The organism is Streptomyces sp. NBC_01546, assembly GCF_045208355.1.
Taxonomy (GTDB): domain Bacteria; phylum Actinomycetota; class Actinomycetes; order Streptomycetales; family Streptomycetaceae; genus Streptomyces.
Window position 1 is genome coordinate 5,321,119 of the sequence record NZ_CP109379.1, and the last position, 14,779, is coordinate 5,335,897.

Annotated in this window: 13 protein-coding genes and 1 pseudogene; 9 read left to right on the top strand and 5 right to left on the bottom strand. The window is 71.7% G+C overall.

Features of this window, described 5'->3' with window-relative positions:
• Positions 1-9 precede the first annotated feature (9 nt).
• Entirely contained in the window at positions 10-657 is a 648-nt protein-coding gene (locus tag OHA89_RS24315) for a DsbA family protein (protein ID WP_215140015.1), read from the top strand.
• A 148-nt stretch (positions 658-805) separates the two neighbouring features.
• Here OHA89_RS24315 and OHA89_RS24320 read toward each other — a convergent pair whose 3' ends face one another.
• A complete protein-coding gene (locus tag OHA89_RS24320; protein ID WP_266609710.1) occupies positions 806-1,465 on the bottom strand; it encodes a superoxide dismutase in 660 nt (219 codons plus the stop codon).
• A gap of 172 nt (positions 1,466-1,637) precedes the next feature.
• On the bottom strand, positions 1,638-3,062 hold the full coding sequence (locus OHA89_RS24325) for an amino acid permease (RefSeq protein ID WP_266609711.1): 1,425 nt from the start codon (positions 3,060-3,062) through the stop codon (positions 1,638-1,640).
• Positions 3,063-3,228: 166 nt separating this feature from the next.
• Between OHA89_RS24325 and OHA89_RS24330 the strand changes: the two genes are divergently transcribed.
• Entirely contained in the window at positions 3,229-4,023 is a 795-nt protein-coding gene (locus OHA89_RS24330) for an SDR family NAD(P)-dependent oxidoreductase (RefSeq protein WP_266609712.1), read from the top strand.
• A 51-nt stretch (positions 4,024-4,074) separates the two neighbouring features.
• On the opposite strand, the gene OHA89_RS24335 is transcribed toward OHA89_RS24330, so the two are convergent.
• Positions 4,075-5,472: an amino acid permease gene (locus tag OHA89_RS24335; RefSeq protein ID WP_266609713.1), complete on the bottom strand. Its 1,398-nt coding sequence runs from the start codon at positions 5,470-5,472 to the stop codon at positions 4,075-4,077.
• Between the two features lie 286 nt (positions 5,473-5,758).
• Here OHA89_RS24335 and OHA89_RS24340 point away from each other — a divergent pair, with 286 nt between their 5' ends.
• Positions 5,759-6,343, top strand: a complete 585-nt coding sequence (locus OHA89_RS24340; RefSeq protein WP_266609714.1) for a biotin transporter BioY — start codon at positions 5,759-5,761, stop codon at positions 6,341-6,343.
• A 120-nt stretch (positions 6,344-6,463) separates the two neighbouring features.
• Here the strand turns inward: OHA89_RS24340 and OHA89_RS24345 are convergent, their stop codons facing one another.
• A complete protein-coding gene (locus tag OHA89_RS24345; protein WP_215140021.1) occupies positions 6,464-7,897 on the bottom strand; it encodes an amino acid permease in 1,434 nt (477 codons plus the stop codon).
• Positions 7,898-8,117: 220 nt separating this feature from the next.
• Between OHA89_RS24345 and OHA89_RS24350 the strand changes: the two genes are divergently transcribed.
• Together OHA89_RS24350 and OHA89_RS24355 are read left to right on the top strand one after the other, a co-directional pair.
• Positions 8,118-8,603: a ribose-5-phosphate isomerase gene (locus tag OHA89_RS24350; protein ID WP_266609715.1), complete on the top strand. Its 486-nt coding sequence runs from the start codon at positions 8,118-8,120 to the stop codon at positions 8,601-8,603.
• A 67-nt stretch (positions 8,604-8,670) separates the two neighbouring features.
• On the top strand, positions 8,671-9,477 hold the full coding sequence (locus OHA89_RS24355; RefSeq protein ID WP_266609716.1) for an Fpg/Nei family DNA glycosylase: 807 nt from the start codon (positions 8,671-8,673) through the stop codon (positions 9,475-9,477).
• Between the two features lie 10 nt (positions 9,478-9,487).
• Here OHA89_RS24355 and OHA89_RS24360 read toward each other — a convergent pair whose 3' ends face one another.
• Positions 9,488-10,723 (bottom strand): GNAT family N-acetyltransferase, encoded by a 1,236-nt coding sequence (locus tag OHA89_RS24360; RefSeq protein ID WP_266609717.1) that lies wholly within the window; start codon positions 10,721-10,723, stop codon positions 9,488-9,490.
• Between the two features lie 117 nt (positions 10,724-10,840).
• On the opposite strand from OHA89_RS24360, the gene OHA89_RS24365 reads away from it, so the two are divergent.
• The 4 genes and pseudogenes from OHA89_RS24365 to OHA89_RS24380 all read left to right on the top strand — a co-directional run bounded on the left by OHA89_RS24365 (position 10,841) and on the right by OHA89_RS24380 (position 14,721).
• Complete coding sequence (locus tag OHA89_RS24365) at positions 10,841-11,983, top strand: PP2C family protein-serine/threonine phosphatase (RefSeq protein ID WP_215140024.1); 1,143 nt, start codon at positions 10,841-10,843, stop codon at positions 11,981-11,983.
• Between the two features lie 114 nt (positions 11,984-12,097).
• Positions 12,098-12,797: pseudogene (locus OHA89_RS24370) on the top strand (ABC transporter ATP-binding protein).
• Positions 12,798-12,883: 86 nt separating this feature from the next.
• On the top strand, positions 12,884-14,275 hold the full coding sequence (locus tag OHA89_RS24375) for a pyridoxal-dependent decarboxylase (RefSeq protein WP_266609719.1): 1,392 nt from the start codon (positions 12,884-12,886) through the stop codon (positions 14,273-14,275).
• Positions 14,272-14,721 (top strand): HD domain-containing protein, encoded by a 450-nt coding sequence (locus OHA89_RS24380; protein ID WP_257556326.1) that lies wholly within the window; start codon positions 14,272-14,274, stop codon positions 14,719-14,721. Before OHA89_RS24375 ends, OHA89_RS24380 begins: the two co-directional genes overlap by 4 nt.
• The last annotated feature ends 58 nt before the right edge of the window (positions 14,722-14,779 follow it).

Sequence of the window (14,779 nt, forward strand, 5' to 3'; positions counted from 1 at the left end):
AGGAGAGACATGACCGACACCCAGGTGCGCGAGAAGACTCCGGTCGACTTCTGGTTCGACCCGCTCTGCCCCTGGGCCTGGATGACGTCCCGCTGGATGCTGGAGGTCGAGAAGGTCCGCGACGTCGAGGTCCGCTGGCACGTGATGAGCCTGGCCGTGCTGAACGAGAACAAGCTCGACGAGCTGCCCGAGCGCTACCGCGAGCTGCTCGGCCCCAAGGGCTGGGCGCCGGTGCGCGTAGTCGTCGCGGCGCAGCAGAAGTTCGGTGACGAGATCACCGGCAAGCTCTACACCGAGCTCGGCACCCGCATCCACAACGAGGACAAGGGTGCGACCCGCGAAGTGATCGCCGAGGCGCTCGCCGCGCTCGAGCTGCCGGCCGAGCTGCTCGCGTACGCCGACTCCGACGAGTACGACGAGGTGCTGCGCGCCTCCCACAACGACGGCATCGACCGGGTCGGCCAGGAGGTCGGCACCCCGGTGATCTCGGTGCCCGGCGCCGACGGCGAGGACGTGGCGTTCTTCGGCCCGGTCGTCACCCCGGCCCCGCGCGGCGAGGCCGCGGCCCGCCTGTGGGACGGCACCCTGCTCGTCGCCTCCACCCCCGGCTTCTACGAGATCAAGCGCACCCGCACCAAGGGCCCGTCCTTCGAGTAGTCCCTGCCGGTGCACACAGAAGACCCCCGTGAGTCATGTCCTCACGGGGGTCTTCTCCTGTCCACCCCCGCCCGGTGAAGGCTGAGAAGACGATCACGAGGCTGGGGGCACCTCCCAGCGGTAGCCGGGGGAGGGCTGGTGGGGCTGATCAGCCCCTGTTCGCGGGGATCAGCAGCGGGGTGTTCGCCTTGGCGTCGGCGTAGCGCTTCGCCACGTCCTGCCAGTTGACGACGTTCCACATCGCCTCGATGAAGTCCACCTTCTGGTTCTTGTACTGCAGGTAGAAGGCGTGCTCCCAGGCGTCGAAGACCAGGATCGGCACGGAAGCCTGGCCCACGTTGCCCTGGTGGTCGTAGATCTGCTCGACGATCAGGCGGCCGCTGACGGGCTCGTACGCGAGCACCCCCCAGCCGGAGCCCTGGGTCGCGGAGGACGCGAAGGTCAGCTGCTTCCTGAAGGCGGCGAAGGAGCCGAAGGACTCGGTGATCGCGGCCGGGAGCTCGCCCAGGCCGTCCTTCTCGTCCGGGACGCCGCCGCCCTCACCGGTCTTCGGGCTGGCCATGTTGTGCCAGTAGATGCTGTGCAGGATGTGGCCGGAGAGGTGGAACGCGAGGTTCTTCTCCAGGCCGTTCAGCGCGCCCCAGTTCTCCTTGTCGCGCGCCTCCTCCAGCTGTTCCAGCGTGGTGTTGGCGCCCGCGACGTAGGCCGCGTGGTGCTTGTCGTGGTGCAGTTCGATGATCTGCGGGTTGATCACCGGCTCCAGCGCCGCGTAGTCGTAAGGAAGCTCAGGAAGCGTGTAGATGGCCATGCGTGTATCCGGTCCCCTCGGCGTGCCAACTGCTTATTGCAATCCATGCGCAACTGCACGCTAGCAGTATCTATCCCTGGTTACGCATAAGGGTTACCTGAGTGCGGGGGCGCACGAAGAAGGCGGGCCCCGTGCCTGTGCACGGGGCCCGCCTTCGGTTGCCGTCGGGGCGTCAGGCGCGCGCGGCGGCCCGGCGCTGGAGTGCACGCTTCTGAAGCACCCAGCCGGTCGCCGCGAGGGCGAGGGTCAAGCCACCGGTGAAGATCACCTGGATCCGGGTGTCCTCGCCCAGGGCCATCAGCACCAGCACCCCGGCCACGCCCGCCAGCGCCACCCAGGTCAGATACGGGAACCCCCACATCCGCACGACCAGCTTCTCGGGAGCCTCCCGCTCCAGCCGGCGGCGCAGCACGAACTGCGAGACGGCGATGAAGCCCCAGACGATCAGGATCACCCCGCCGACCATGTTCAGCAGCCAGGCGAACAGGGTGTCCGGGTACCAGTACGACAGCAGCACGGTGACGAAACCGAAGCCGGAGGAGGCGAGCACCGCCCGGCGCGGCACGCGGCCGGTGACCTTGCCCAGCGCCTTCGGGCCCTGGCCGCGGGAGACGAGGGAGTAGGCCATGCGCGAGGAGCCGTAGATGTTGGCGTTCATCGCCGACAGCAGGGCGATCAGGATGACCACGTTCATGATCTCGCCGGCGGCCGGGATGCCCAGGTGGTCCAGGGTCGCGGCGTAGGGGCCGTCCGCCGTGACCGCCGGGTCGTTCCACGGCAGCAGGGTGACGATCACCAGCATGGAGCCGACGTAGACGACCGCGATCCGCCACATGGTCGTCTTTACCGCCTTGGCCACGCCCTTGACCGGGTTCTCGGACTCGGCGGCCGCGATGGTCACCGTCTCCAGCCCGCCGTACGCGACGACCGAGGCCAGCAGTCCGACCAGCAGGCCCTCCACCCCGTTGGGCAGGAAGCCGCCGTCGTGCAGCAGGTTGGCGGTGCCGGGGGAGCCGGCGCCGGGCAGCACGCCCAGGACGGCCAGCACGCCCAGGCCCAGGAAGAGCCCGATGGCGCCGATCTTGAGGGTGGCGAACCAGAACTCGAACTCGCCGAAGTTCGAGACGGCGGCCAGGTTGGACCCGCAGAAGACCGCCATGAAGACCAGCACCCACATCCAGGAGGGGGTGCCCGGGAACCAGCCGGTCATGATGTGCGCCGCTCCGATGGCCTCGATGGCCACGCCCACGCACAGCAGCGTCCAGAACATCCAGCCGGCGGTGAATCCGGCCCACGGGCCGATGGCCCGCTCGGCGTGGACGGAGAAGGCGCCGGAGGCGGGATCCGCGGCGGACATCTCGCCGAGCATCCGCATCACGAACATCACCAGGATCCCGGACGCGGCGTACGCGAGCACGATCGAGGGGCCGGCGGCGGCGATGCCCGCGCCGGAGCCCACGAAGAGTCCGGCGCCGATGACACCGCCGAGGGCGATCATCGAGAGGTGGCGCTGCTTGAGTCCGTTGCCGAGGGGGGATCCGGCGTCGGTCAGCGGCGGCGCCTGCTGCCCGGGGGGTGTGATGGTGCTCTGGCTCATTGGGGTGTGCCTGTCCGGTGTGCGGGGGACGTGATGAGGTGCCCCAGTCTCACCTCTGTCCGATCTTCGGATGGTCGACGTCCGATATTCGGACAGCCGGATGACCGGCCGTGATCATCCCCGTACGCTGCCGACAGGACGCGCTGACGCGACGACAGGGGGACCGATGAACGACCGAACGGACCACGTCATACGGGAATTGCCGGCGACGGGCCGGGGGGTGCTCGTCACCGGGGCCTCCCGCGGGATCGGACGGGCCATCGCCACCGCCTTCGCAGGGCAGGGCGACCGGGTCGCCGTGCACTGCACGGCCCGGCAGGCGGACGCCGAGCGCACCCTCGCGGAACTGCCGGGAGAGGGCCACGTCCTCGTCAGCGGCGACCTCCGCGACCCGGACCGCGTGGAAGCCCTCGCGGCCGAGGCCGAGGAGGCGCTCGGCGGCATCGACGTCCTCGTGAACAACGCCGCCGTGATGCTCGCGCACCCGCTGCCCACGACCTCGTACGCCGACTGGCAGGAGGCCTGGCGGCAGACGGCCGCCGTGAACCTCTTCGCCCCGGCCAACCTCACCCACTGCGTCGCCCGCCACATGATCGCCGGCCGGCGGGAGGGCCGCGTCGTCAACATCGGCTCGCGCGGGGCGTTCCGCGGCGAGCCCGACCACCCCGCCTACGGCGCCACCAAGGCGGCCCTGCACGCACTCGGCCAGTCCCTCGCCGTCTCCCTGGCTCCGCACGGCATCGCCGTGGCCTCCGTGGCGCCCGGCTTCGTGGCCACCGAGCGGGTCGCCGGGCGGCTCGAAGGGGAGGAGGGCGAGCGGATCCGGGGGCAGAGTCCCTTCGGCCGGGTCGGCGCCCCGCAGGAGGTCGCCGCCGCCGTGCTGCACCTGGCCTCGCCCGCCGCTCGCTGGAGCTCGGGCACCGTGCTCGACGTCAACGGAGCCTCGTACCTGCGCACCTGACGCGACGAGGCCCCCGCGCACCCGGCGCGGGGGCCTCGGGCCGGTGGCCGGTCAGGACTTCGGGGTGCGCCGCTCCCGTACGAAGGCCACCACGAGGACGAGGGCCGCCGCACCCGTGGACCACAACAGTTGCGGGCGGGTCGCGTCGTCGAACAGCATCAGGAGCAGCACCGCCGCCATGCCCAGCAGCGCCGCCCACGTCGCGTACGGGAACAGCCACATGGGCAGGGTCAGCCGCTCCGGCATGTCCCGCTCGATCACGCGGCGCAGCTTCAGCTCCGAGACCGCGATCAGCGCCCACACGAACAGCAGCACCGCGCCGACCGCGTTGAGCATGTAGAGGAAGATCGTGTCCGGCCACAGCAGGTTCAGCACCACCGACACGAAACCGAAGGCCACGGAGGCGAAGACCGCGCGGCGCGGCACTCCGCCGCCCGAGACCTTCAGCAGCGCCTTCGGCGCCTCTCCCCGCTCGGCCAGCGAGAACACCATGCGCGAGGACCCGTACAGGTTCGCGTTCAGCGCCGACAGCAGGGCCACGAACACCACGATGTTCATGATCTGGCCGGCCGCCGGGATGCCGATCGAGTCGAGGACCGCGACGTAGGGGCTCTCGCCCGGCTTCAGCGAGTCCCACGGCAGCAGGGTCACGATGACCACCATCGAGCCGACGTAGAAGAAGAGGATGCGCCACACCGCGCTGCGCACCGCCCGGGACACCGACCGAGCGGGGTCGTCCGACTCGGCGGCCGCGATGGTGACGACCTCCAGGCCGCCGAAGGCGAAGATGACGGCCAGCATGCCGGCGACCACTCCGCCGAAGCCCTCGGGGAAGAAGCCGCCCTGGCCGGTCAGGTTGGCCATGCCCACGGGGTCGGTGTCGGGGAGGACGCCGAAGATCGCGAGGGTGCCGAGGATCAGGAACAGCACGATCGCGCCGACCTTGAGGGCGGCGAACCAGAACTCGAACTCGCCGAAGTTCCGTACGGCGGCCAGGTTGCTCACGGTGAAGACCACCATGAAGAGCAGCACCCAGACCCACTGGTCGATCGAGGGGACCCAGCCGTTGGCGATCTTCGCGGCGCCGGTGGCCTCGACGGCGAGCACCACGACCAGCAGGAACCAGTAGAGCCAGCCCGCCGAGAAACCGGCCCAGCGGCCCAGGGCCTTCTCCGCGTAGACCGAGAAGGAGCCGGAGGCGGGCATCGCCGCGGACATCTCGCCGAGCGCCCGCATCACCAGCATCGCGAGCACGCCCGCGAGCAGGTAGGAGCAGATGATCGCCGGTCCGGCGATGCCGATGCCGGCGCCGGAGCCGACGAAGAGCCCGGCGCCGATCACGCCGCCGAGGCCCAGCATGGTCAGGTGGCGCTGCTTGAGGCTGTGACTGAGGGGTTCCGCGGGCAGGTCGCCCGTCATCGGAGGTGCTTCGGGCAAGCGGTCGCGCATGAGGGGGTGCTCGTACTCTCGTTCGGCCCAGCGGCGGTGGGGGCTTCGCCTCAGGATTGGCGGGACCCTACAGTCTCGCTGAGCGGCGGCCTTGCGTGCAAAACGGACGTGTTGTGGGATCTTCCCCGTGACGCGGATCACGCGAACACAGGTGTGAGTGAGGGTCTTTGTGCGGTCTCCACCAAACCGAGGAGTATGCCTTTGTACCGGGCGGCGGTGGGGGCGCGGCGGGCCTCGGACTAACGTCGGTGATCGTCCTGTCACCACCACCCTTCCGGAGCCCCCGATGAGCACCGCTTCCGTCTCCTTCCGGCCCGGCGCCGTCCTCGCCGATCTGCTGCCCGCGAGCCGCGTCCGCGACATCGCGCTCGTCGTCGGCGGAGCCGCGCTCACCGGACTGGCCGCGCAGATCGCCGTGCCCGTGCCCGGCTCCCCGGTCCCGGTCACCGGCCAGACCTTCGCGGCGCTGCTCGTCGGCACCGCGTTCGGCGCCCGCCGCGGTTTCCTCGCGCTGGGGCTGTACGCCCTCCTCGGCGCGGCCGGGATGCCCTGGTTCGCGAACGGCACCTCCGGTGCGAGCGGCGCCTCCTTCGGCTACGTGCTCGGCATGCTGCTCGCCGCCACCCTCGTCGGCGCCCTCGCGCGGCGCGGCGCCGACCGCTCGGTCCTGCGCACGGCGGGCACGATGGTGCTCGGCTCCGCGGTGATCTACGCGGTGGGCGTGCCGTACCTGATGGCCGCCACCGGGATGTCCCTGAGCGCCGCCGTCGCGGCGGGCCTGACCCCGTTCCTGATCGGCGACGCGCTCAAGGCCGCCCTGGCGATGGGCGCCCTGCCGGCCGCCTGGAAGCTGGTCGGCCGCCGGGGCTGAGCAGAACCCGGCTGAGCAGAACCCGGCCGAGCGGTTCCCGGCCGAGCGGTTCCCGAACGTGCCGGAGCCCGGCCCGCCGTGACGGCGGGCCGGGCTCTGTCGTACGTACGCGATCAGGGGTCAGCCCTGCAGCGCCCGCTTGCGGCGGAAGTCCAGCACCACGCCGACGAGCACGACCAGGCCGGCGACCAGGGTGGACAGGGTGACCACCTCGCGGTTGGCGTCGTCCACGAACATGTAGCCGATCACGAACGTGATCAGTGCGGCGGTGGCCCAGGTCAGCCACGGGAAGAGCCACATCTTCACGGTCAGCTTCTCCGGGGCCTCGCGGACCAGGATCCCGCGCATCCTCAGCTGGGTGAAGCAGATCACCAGCCACACGAAGAGCGCGATGGCACCCGAGGAGTTCAGCAGGAAGTTGAAGACCGTGTCCTTGAACGCGTAGTTGAAGTACACGGCGACGAAGCCGAAGACCGTGGAGCCGAGGATCGCGGCCACCGGCACGCCCCTGGAGTTGACCTTGGCGAACGCCTTCGGGGCGTCGCCGCGCTCACCGAGCGAGAAGGCCATGCGGGAGGCGGTGTAGAGGCCCGAGTTCAGGCAGGACAGCACGGCGGTCAGGACGATGACCTCCATGATCGTGCCGGCGTGCGCGATGCCGATCGAGTCCAGGGCGGCGACGTACGAGCCCTTCTCGGTGATCGACTTGTCGTTCCACGGGAGCAGGGTCAGCACGATGAAGATCGAGCCGAGGTAGAAGACGCCGATCCGCCAGATGACGGAGTTGGTGGCGCGGGTGACCGCCTTGCGGGGGTTCTCCGACTCGCCCGCGGCCAGCGTGACGATCTCGCTGCCCATGAAGGAGAAGACGACCATCAGCACGCCGGTCAGGACGGCGCCGTAGCCGTTGGGGAAGAATCCGCCCGCGTCGGTCAGGTGCGCGAAGCCCGCACCCGGGTTGTCCGAGCCCGGCAGCAGGCCGAAGACGGCCAGCATGCCGACGATCACGAACGCGCCGATGGCGACGACCTTGATGCCCGCGAACCAGAACTCGAACTCGCCGTACGAGGCGACGGAGCCGAGGTTGGTGGCGGTCAGCACCGCCATCACGATCAGTGCCCAGGCCCACTGCGGGACGGCCGGGATCCAGCTCTCCAGGATGGCGGCACCGGCGGTGGCCTCCACGGCGAGAACGACGACCCAGAAGAACCAGTACAGCCAGCCGATGGAGAAGCCGGCCCAGCGGCCGAGCGCGCGGTCGGCGTAGGCGGAGAAGGAGCCCGAGTTCGGGCTGGCAGCGGCCATCTCGCCCAGCATCCGCATCACGAAGACCACCATCGCGCCGACCAGCGCGTAGGAGATCAGGATGGCGGGACCGGCCTTGGCGATACCGCCACCGGAGCCGACGAAGAGGCCGGCGCCGATGACGCCGCCAATGGCGATCATGGACAGGTGGCGGTTCTTGAGACCGGCCTTCAGACCATCGGAGGGCTGGCCCTCACCGGAGTTACCGGTGGGGTTGCCTTCTTTTTGGAGGGTCGTCGTGGAGCTCATGGACGGATCCTTAGGTTCTCGGGTTGCGAGCCCCGGCATTCAAACCTGAGATGAACGCAGGACGGAAGACCTCAGTCCGGATCGTTGCGTAGGGACGAACGTCCCGGACCAAAGCCCCGCCGTGTCCCATCTGCGTTCTTTGGGTTTACTTGAGCTTTAGAAGTGACTTACGCGACACCCCGTTGCGGGCTGCCGGGCCCCCTCGTGCCACACTCGACCCATGCGCGTGTACCTCGGATCCGACCATGCCGGCTTTGAGCTCAAGAACCACTTGGTGGACTGGCTCAAGAACAACGGCCACGAGCCCGTCGACTGTGGGCCCCACATCTACGACGCGGTGGACGACTACCCGCCGTTCTGCCTCCGCGCCGCGGAGAAGACCGCCGCGGACGCCGGCAGCCTCGGCATCGTGATCGGCGGCTCCGGCAACGGCGAACAGATCGCCGCGAACAAGGTCAAGGGCGTCCGCGCCATCCTCGCCTGGAGCGTGGAGACCGCGAAGCTCGGCCGCGAGCACAACAACGCCAACGTGATCTCCGTCGGCGGCCGGATGCACACGCAGGACGAGGCCGTCAGCTTCATCGAGGCCTTCCTGGCGACCCCGTACTCCGACGAGGAGCGCCACACCCGCCGCATCGACATGCTCTCCGCGTACGAGACCACCGGCGAGCTCCCCCCGATCCCGGCCCACCACCCGCAGGGCTGATTCCGCTTCCGGCCGTGCCGCCTTCCGGGGCGGTGCGGCCGGTTTCTCTTTCCCGAGGAGCTTTGCCGTGCCCGAGGGGCATACGATCCACCGCCTCGCCCAGGACCACACCGAGCGGTTCGCCGCCCGCCCGGTCCGGGTCAGCAGCCCGCAGGGCCGCTTCGCCCAGAGCGCGGAACTGCTCGACGGGCGCGAGCTGGAGGGCGCCGAGGCGCACGGCAAGCACCTCTTCCTCGAGCTGGGCGACGCCTGGATCCACATCCACCTCGGCCTCTTCGGCAAGCTCGGCTTCGGCCCCGCCCCGGCGCCGCCCGCGACCGACACGGTCCGGCTGCGGCTGCTGAACGAGGAGCACTACGCCGACCTGCGCGGGCCCACCGCGTGCGCGCTGATCGGCGAGGGCGAGAAGAAGGCGATACACGACCGGCTCGGGCCGGACCCGCTGCGGCCGGACGACGACCCCGAACGGGCCTGGAAGCGGATCTCCCGCTCCCGCACCACCGTCGCCGCCCTGCTCATGGACCAGAAGATCGTCGCGGGCATCGGCAACGTCTACCGCGCCGAGGTCCTCTTCCGCCACGGCATCGACCCGTACCGGCTGGGCAAGGACCTCACCCGCGCCGAGTGGGACGCCATGTGGGCCGACCTGGCCGCGCTGATGCGCGAGGGCGTACGGAACAACCGGATCGACACCGTCCGCGACGAGCACCTGCCCGAGGCGATGGGCAGGCCGCCGAGGGTGGACGACCACGGCGGCGAGGTGTACGTCTACCGCAGGGCGAACCTGCCCTGCCACATCTGCGGGGGCGAGATCCGCACCGCCGACCTCGCCGCCCGCAACCTCTTCTGGTGCCCCGCCTGCCAGCAGCGCTAGACGGGGTCGGCTAGAAACCGTGCGGCAGCCAGGGCGCCACGTCCCCGGCGAAGGCGCGCGAGGTCCGGGCCAGGGCGCCCGGACGCAGTTCGCGCACCCGCCCGGCCGCGGCGAGCGAGGCCAGCGTGATCCCGCCCAGGTAGGCCGAGCCCAGCTCCCGGACCGACAGCGCCAGGTCCGCCGGCTCCTCGGTCCGCGTGCAGACCGCGGAGCCCGCCCCGTCGGCCACCAGCCGCCACCGCCCTTCGTTCCACGGGCAGAACGCGTCCTCGACCTCCAGCACCACGTCCACCGCGGCCCCGTACGTCCGCGCCCCGAGCGCCGCCGCCACGTCCACCAGCCGTAGGTGGAGCGCGTCGCGCGAGATCGCCCGTGACCGCCGGACATCGCTCACCAGGTGCAGCACCGGATCGTCCACCGGCCGCTTGTGCGCCCGTACCGTCCAGGTCAGGTCGATCCCGAACAGATAGCGCCACAGCGCCGCCGTCGCCGCCGGGTCGAGCGCGTCGAGGTCCACCACCTCGACCTTGCCGTCCGAGCCGGACGGGCCCCACTCGGGCTTGACCCGGTAGCGGGCGTACCCGACCACCTCGCCGTCCGGGCCCTCGGCGACCACGCACTTCAGCGGGGAAGCGCCCTCACGGCCCTCCGGCGGATCCACCAGCGCCTGCCGCTCCCAGCCGGGCTGCCGGGCCGGCATGCCGGGCCGCCGGGTGACCAGTTCGGCGTACACCCGCTCGCAGTCGGCCAGCGCCTTCTCCGGGTCGACGAGCCGCAGCCGCACCCCGTCCGTCCCCGGCGGCACGGAGAGCCGTACCCGGGTCGTGTCGATCTCCAGAGACAGGGCGTACGTCGCCGTGCCGTAGCCGAAACGCCCGTAGATCGCCGGATCCGAGGCCGTCAGCACGGCGAGCGGCTCACCGGCCGCCCGTACGTCGTCCAACTGGCGCCGCATCATCGAGCTGAGCACGCCCTGCCGCCGGTGCGTGGGGGAGACGCCCACCATCGTGACCCCGGCCGCGGGCACCAGCCCCCCGCCCGGCACCGAAACGCGGAAGCTGAACGCCGAGGCCGAGCCGACGCAGTCCTCGCCGTCCCAGACGGCGAGCGAGCGTTCCGGCTCGGTCAAGGACCGGTAGAGCTCCCGGCCCTGCGCGAGCTCGGGCACTCCGCCGAACGCCAGTTCCAGATGATCGAACCAGGCATCCCACTCATCCCACTTCAAAACGCGCATCTCAAGAGACATATGGCCATCCCTATCAGGGCATTCGGTCCCAGTCGAAGAGTTTTCGGGCGCCGTGGGACCCCAGGACGAGGGGTACCCCTGCGCATCCACAGCCGGGATGGATAGGGTCCCGATGCAATGGCCGGAGCACGCGTGGACACCGTCATGGCCCGGATGCGCATGCTGTCGCACCGGGCACGCACCTCCCTGCGCAAATCCGCTGTCGACTACTTCCGCGGAGACGCCTCCGACTGGCTCGCCTTCGCCGGGCTGCTGATCACCATCCCCGCCATCGCCTGCGGCACCATGATGCTGCCGGTCTGGTTCTCGCCCGCGGCGCTCGTCCTGCCGATCGTGGCCGGCGGCCTGCTGCTGCGCCCCGCCAGCCTCCTCGCGCTGTACGCCGCCTCCGCGGCCGCACTGATCGTCGAGGCCCTCGTCCTCGGCCCCTACACCCAGGGACCGGCACGCGTCACCCCCGGCACCGTCCTGGTCGTCGCGGCCTGCGGCCTCTTCGGGCTGGTCATCGCCCAGTTCCGAAGCCGCGTCGGCGTGCCCTGGCGGCGCGGCGGCACCATGCTCTTCGACCTGCGCGAACGGATCCGGATCCAGAGCAAGCTGCCCGCCCTGCCGCGCGGCTGGCACCGCGAGATGGCCCTGCGCCCGGCCGGCGGCCAGTCCTTCTCCGGAGACTTCGTCGTCGCGGCCCGCACCAACGGCGGCCGCACCCTGGAGATCGTCCTGACCGACGTCTCCGGCAAGGGCATGGAAGCGGGCTCCCGGGCCCTGCTGCTGTCCGGCGCCTTCGGCGGCCTGCTCGGAGCGCTGCCGCCGCACGGCTTCCTGCCCGCCGCCAACGGCTACCTGCTCCGCCAGGACTGGGACGAGGGCTTCGCCACCTCCATCCACCTCGTCCTGGACCTGCAGACCGGCGACTACGAACTCCTCTCCGCCGGCCACCTCCCCGCCCTCCAGCTCTCCGCGGGCACCGGCCGCTGGCAGGAGAAGACCGGCGAGGGCCCGCTGCTCGGCGTCTACGACGGCGCCGAATTCACCCCCGCCCGCGGGAACCTCCGCCGCGGCGACGTCCTGATGCTCTTCACCGACGGCCTGGTCGAGACGGCCGACCGCGAGATCAGCGAGGGCATCGACCGGCTCACGGGCGAGGCCGACCGCTACGTCGCCGCCGGCTGGGAGGGCGCCGCCTGGCACCTCATCGAAAAGGTCGCCAAGGACGTCAACGACGACCGCGCCCTGCTCCTGATCCGCCGCTCTCCCTGACCGGGGGTGGGGTTTGCCCCACCCCCGGCCCGCCGGGCTCCGCCATGGCCGCCGCCCCGCCGTGATCCGTAGCGTCGGAGCCACGACCAGGACGGCATCGAGAGGCGGCCCACCATGGGAATCCGGCGAACCAAGCGGCGCAGCGACGACGCGGCACACACGTACGACGGCGCGGCCGCCGTCGAGCTGCGCGGCGTACGGCGCCGGTACGGATGCGGAGCCGAGGCCGTGCACGCCCTGCGCGGGATCGACCTGAGCCTGCACCGAGATCACCGGCATGAACGAGAACGAGCTCACCGAACTCCGCCGCAGCCGGCTCGGCTTCGTCTTCCAGGCCTTCAACCTGCTGCCGTCGCTGACCGTCGAGCAGAACGTGCTGCTCCCGATGCGGCTGGCCGGCGGCCGGTCCGCGCACCAGGGCCGCGCCCGGGCCGCCGACCTGCTCGCCCGCGTCGGTCTCGAGGGCAAGGGCGGCCGCCAGCCCGCCGAACTCTCCGGTGGGCAGCAACAACGGGTGGCGATCGCCCGGGCGCTGGTCACCTCGCCCGACGTGGTCTTCGCCGACGAACCCACCGGCGCCCTCGACACCACCACCGCCGCCGAGGTCCTCGGGCTGCTGCGGTCCGCCGTCGACTCCCTGCGCGCCAGCGTCGTCATGGTCACCCACGACCCGGCCGCCGCCGCCCACGCCGACCAGGTGCTCTTCCTCGCCGACGGCCTCATCGCCGACCGGCTGCCGCGCAGCTCCGCCGCGGCCGTCGCCGCCCGCATGACCGCCCTCACGGCCCGCCCGGCCCAGGCGTACGCGGCCTGAGGAAGCCCGGGCGGGGCGGGCGGAGGTGGGCCACTCGGCGCGGATTGGCCCGCCCCGGCGGCCCCGGCGAGGCCTAACGTGCCCCCATGGACCGTACGCTCGCCGCCGACCTCGCCCGGCTCCCCGACCTCCTCGACGCCACCCGCCGCGCCGCCGCCGACGCCCTCGCAGCCCTGGACGCGCGTCCCGTCGTACCGCCCGCCGGGAAGCCGGACGAGGCTCCCGAGGCCCTCCCGGAGCACGGCGCGGGCGCCGAAGCCGCCCTCGCCGCCTTCCGGGACCGCTGGGAGCCGCGGCTGTCCGCCTCCGCCGGCCCCCGCTACCTCGGCTTCGTCACCGGCGGAGCCACCCCCGCCGCCCTCGCCGGGGACTGGCTCACCGCCGCCCACGACCAGAACTCCAACTCCGCCCTCGACGGCGCCGGCCAGGACCTCGAACGCGAGACCGTCGGCTGGCTCCGCGCCCTCTTCGACCTCTCGCCCGACCACTCCGGCACCTTCGTCAGCGGCGCCACCATGTCCAACACCACCGGCCTCGCCATCGCCCGCGAATGGCTCGGCGAACGCCTCGGCGTCTCCCCGGCCGAGGACGGCGTCGCGGCCCTCGGCGCCGTCCGCGTGCTCTCCGGCGCCCCGCACTCCTCCATCGCCAAGGCCCTCTCCGTCCTCGGCCTGGGCCGAAGCTCCCTCGTCAAGGTCCCGACCCTGCCCGGCCGCGAGGCCGTGGACCCGGCCGCCCTGGACCGGGCACTGGCCGACACCCCCGGCCCGGCCGTCGTCGTCGCCAACGCAGGCACCGTCAACACGGTCGACTTCGACGACCTCCGGGCCGTCGCCGCCCTCAAGCGGCGCCACGACTTCTGGCTGCACACCGACGCCGCCTTCGGCGCCTTCGCCGCCCTCTCCCCGGACCACGCCCACCTCGCCGCCGGCCTCGACGCCTCCGACTCCCTCTGCGTCGACCTGCACAAGTGGCTCAACGTCCCCTACGACAGCGCCGTCCAGTTCACCCGCCGGCGCGACCTCCAGGCCCGCGTCTTCCAAAACTCCGCGGCCTACCTCGGCCCCCTCGGCGACGACCCCGACCTGGTCCACCTCACCCCGGAGAACTCCCGCCGGCTGCGCGCCCTCGCCGCCTGGTTCACGCTCCGCGCGTACGGCCGCCAGGGCCACCGGGAGATCGTCGAACGCGACATCGCCTGCGCCCGCGCGCTGGGCGAGCGGCTCTCCCGGGACCCCGCCTTCACCCTGCTCGCCCCGGTCCGGCTCAACGTCGTCTGCTTCACCCTCGCCGCCGACCCCACCCCGGCCCGGCTGACCGCCCTGCGCGAGGCGGCCGCCGCCGAGGTCTTCGTCACCCCGACCGTCTACGAGGGAACCCCCGCCCTGCGCGCCGCGTTCTCCAACTGGCGTACCACGCAGGCGGATGTACACCGGGCCGCGGAGGCCCTCCGGACAGCGGCAAGGGAGATCGCATGACGAGCAGCCCCCTGACCCTCATCGAGGTCGAGGCGCTCGCCCGCGCCGCGCACGAGGGCCAGACCGACAAGGCCGGCCGGCCGTACGCAGAGCACCTCGCGGCCGTGGCCGAGGGCGTCCGCCTGCGCGGCGGCAGCCCCGAACAGCAGGCGGCGGCCTGGCTCCACGACGCGATCGAGGACGAGGCGCTCAGCCTCACCTGGCTGGATTCCGCCGCCCTGCCGCAGCCCGTGAAGGACATGGTCCTCGCCGTCACCAAGCGCCCCGGCGAACCGGTCGAGCAGTACGCGGCCCGGATCCTCGCCACCCCGGGCGCCCTGCTGGTCAAGGAGGCCGACCTCGCGCACAACGCCGATCCCGTACGGCTCTCCGTGCTGGACGGCCCCACGCGTGAGCGGCTGTCCGCGAAGTACGCGTATGTCCGCTCGCTCCTCGGCCTCACCTGACCCCGTCGCCAGGGCGGCCGGAAGAAACGGAACGATGGCGATTCGTCACGGGGCGGAT

Coding starts and splice junctions, on each gene's coding strand:
- OHA89_RS24380 (WP_257556326.1), top strand. CDS start 14,272: ATGACGAGCAGCCCCCTGACCCTCATCGAGGTCGAGGCGCTCGCCCGC.
- OHA89_RS24340 (WP_266609714.1), top strand. CDS start 5,759: ATGAGCACCGCTTCCGTCTCCTTCCGGCCCGGCGCCGTCCTCGCCGAT.
- OHA89_RS24375 (WP_266609719.1), top strand. CDS start 12,884: ATGGACCGTACGCTCGCCGCCGACCTCGCCCGGCTCCCCGACCTCCTC.
- OHA89_RS24365 (WP_215140024.1), top strand. CDS start 10,841: ATGGCCGGAGCACGCGTGGACACCGTCATGGCCCGGATGCGCATGCTG.
- OHA89_RS24320 (WP_266609710.1), bottom strand. CDS start 1,465: ATGGCCATCTACACGCTTCCTGAGCTTCCTTACGACTACGCGGCGCTG.
- OHA89_RS24315 (WP_215140015.1), top strand. CDS start 10: ATGACCGACACCCAGGTGCGCGAGAAGACTCCGGTCGACTTCTGGTTC.
- OHA89_RS24325 (WP_266609711.1), bottom strand. CDS start 3,062: ATGAGCCAGAGCACCATCACACCCCCCGGGCAGCAGGCGCCGCCGCTG.
- OHA89_RS24345 (WP_215140021.1), bottom strand. CDS start 7,897: ATGAGCTCCACGACGACCCTCCAAAAAGAAGGCAACCCCACCGGTAAC.
- OHA89_RS24360 (WP_266609717.1), bottom strand. CDS start 10,723: ATGTCTCTTGAGATGCGCGTTTTGAAGTGGGATGAGTGGGATGCCTGG.
- OHA89_RS24330 (WP_266609712.1), top strand. CDS start 3,229: ATGAACGACCGAACGGACCACGTCATACGGGAATTGCCGGCGACGGGC.
- OHA89_RS24335 (WP_266609713.1), bottom strand. CDS start 5,472: ATGCGCGACCGCTTGCCCGAAGCACCTCCGATGACGGGCGACCTGCCC.
- OHA89_RS24350 (WP_266609715.1), top strand. CDS start 8,118: ATGCGCGTGTACCTCGGATCCGACCATGCCGGCTTTGAGCTCAAGAAC.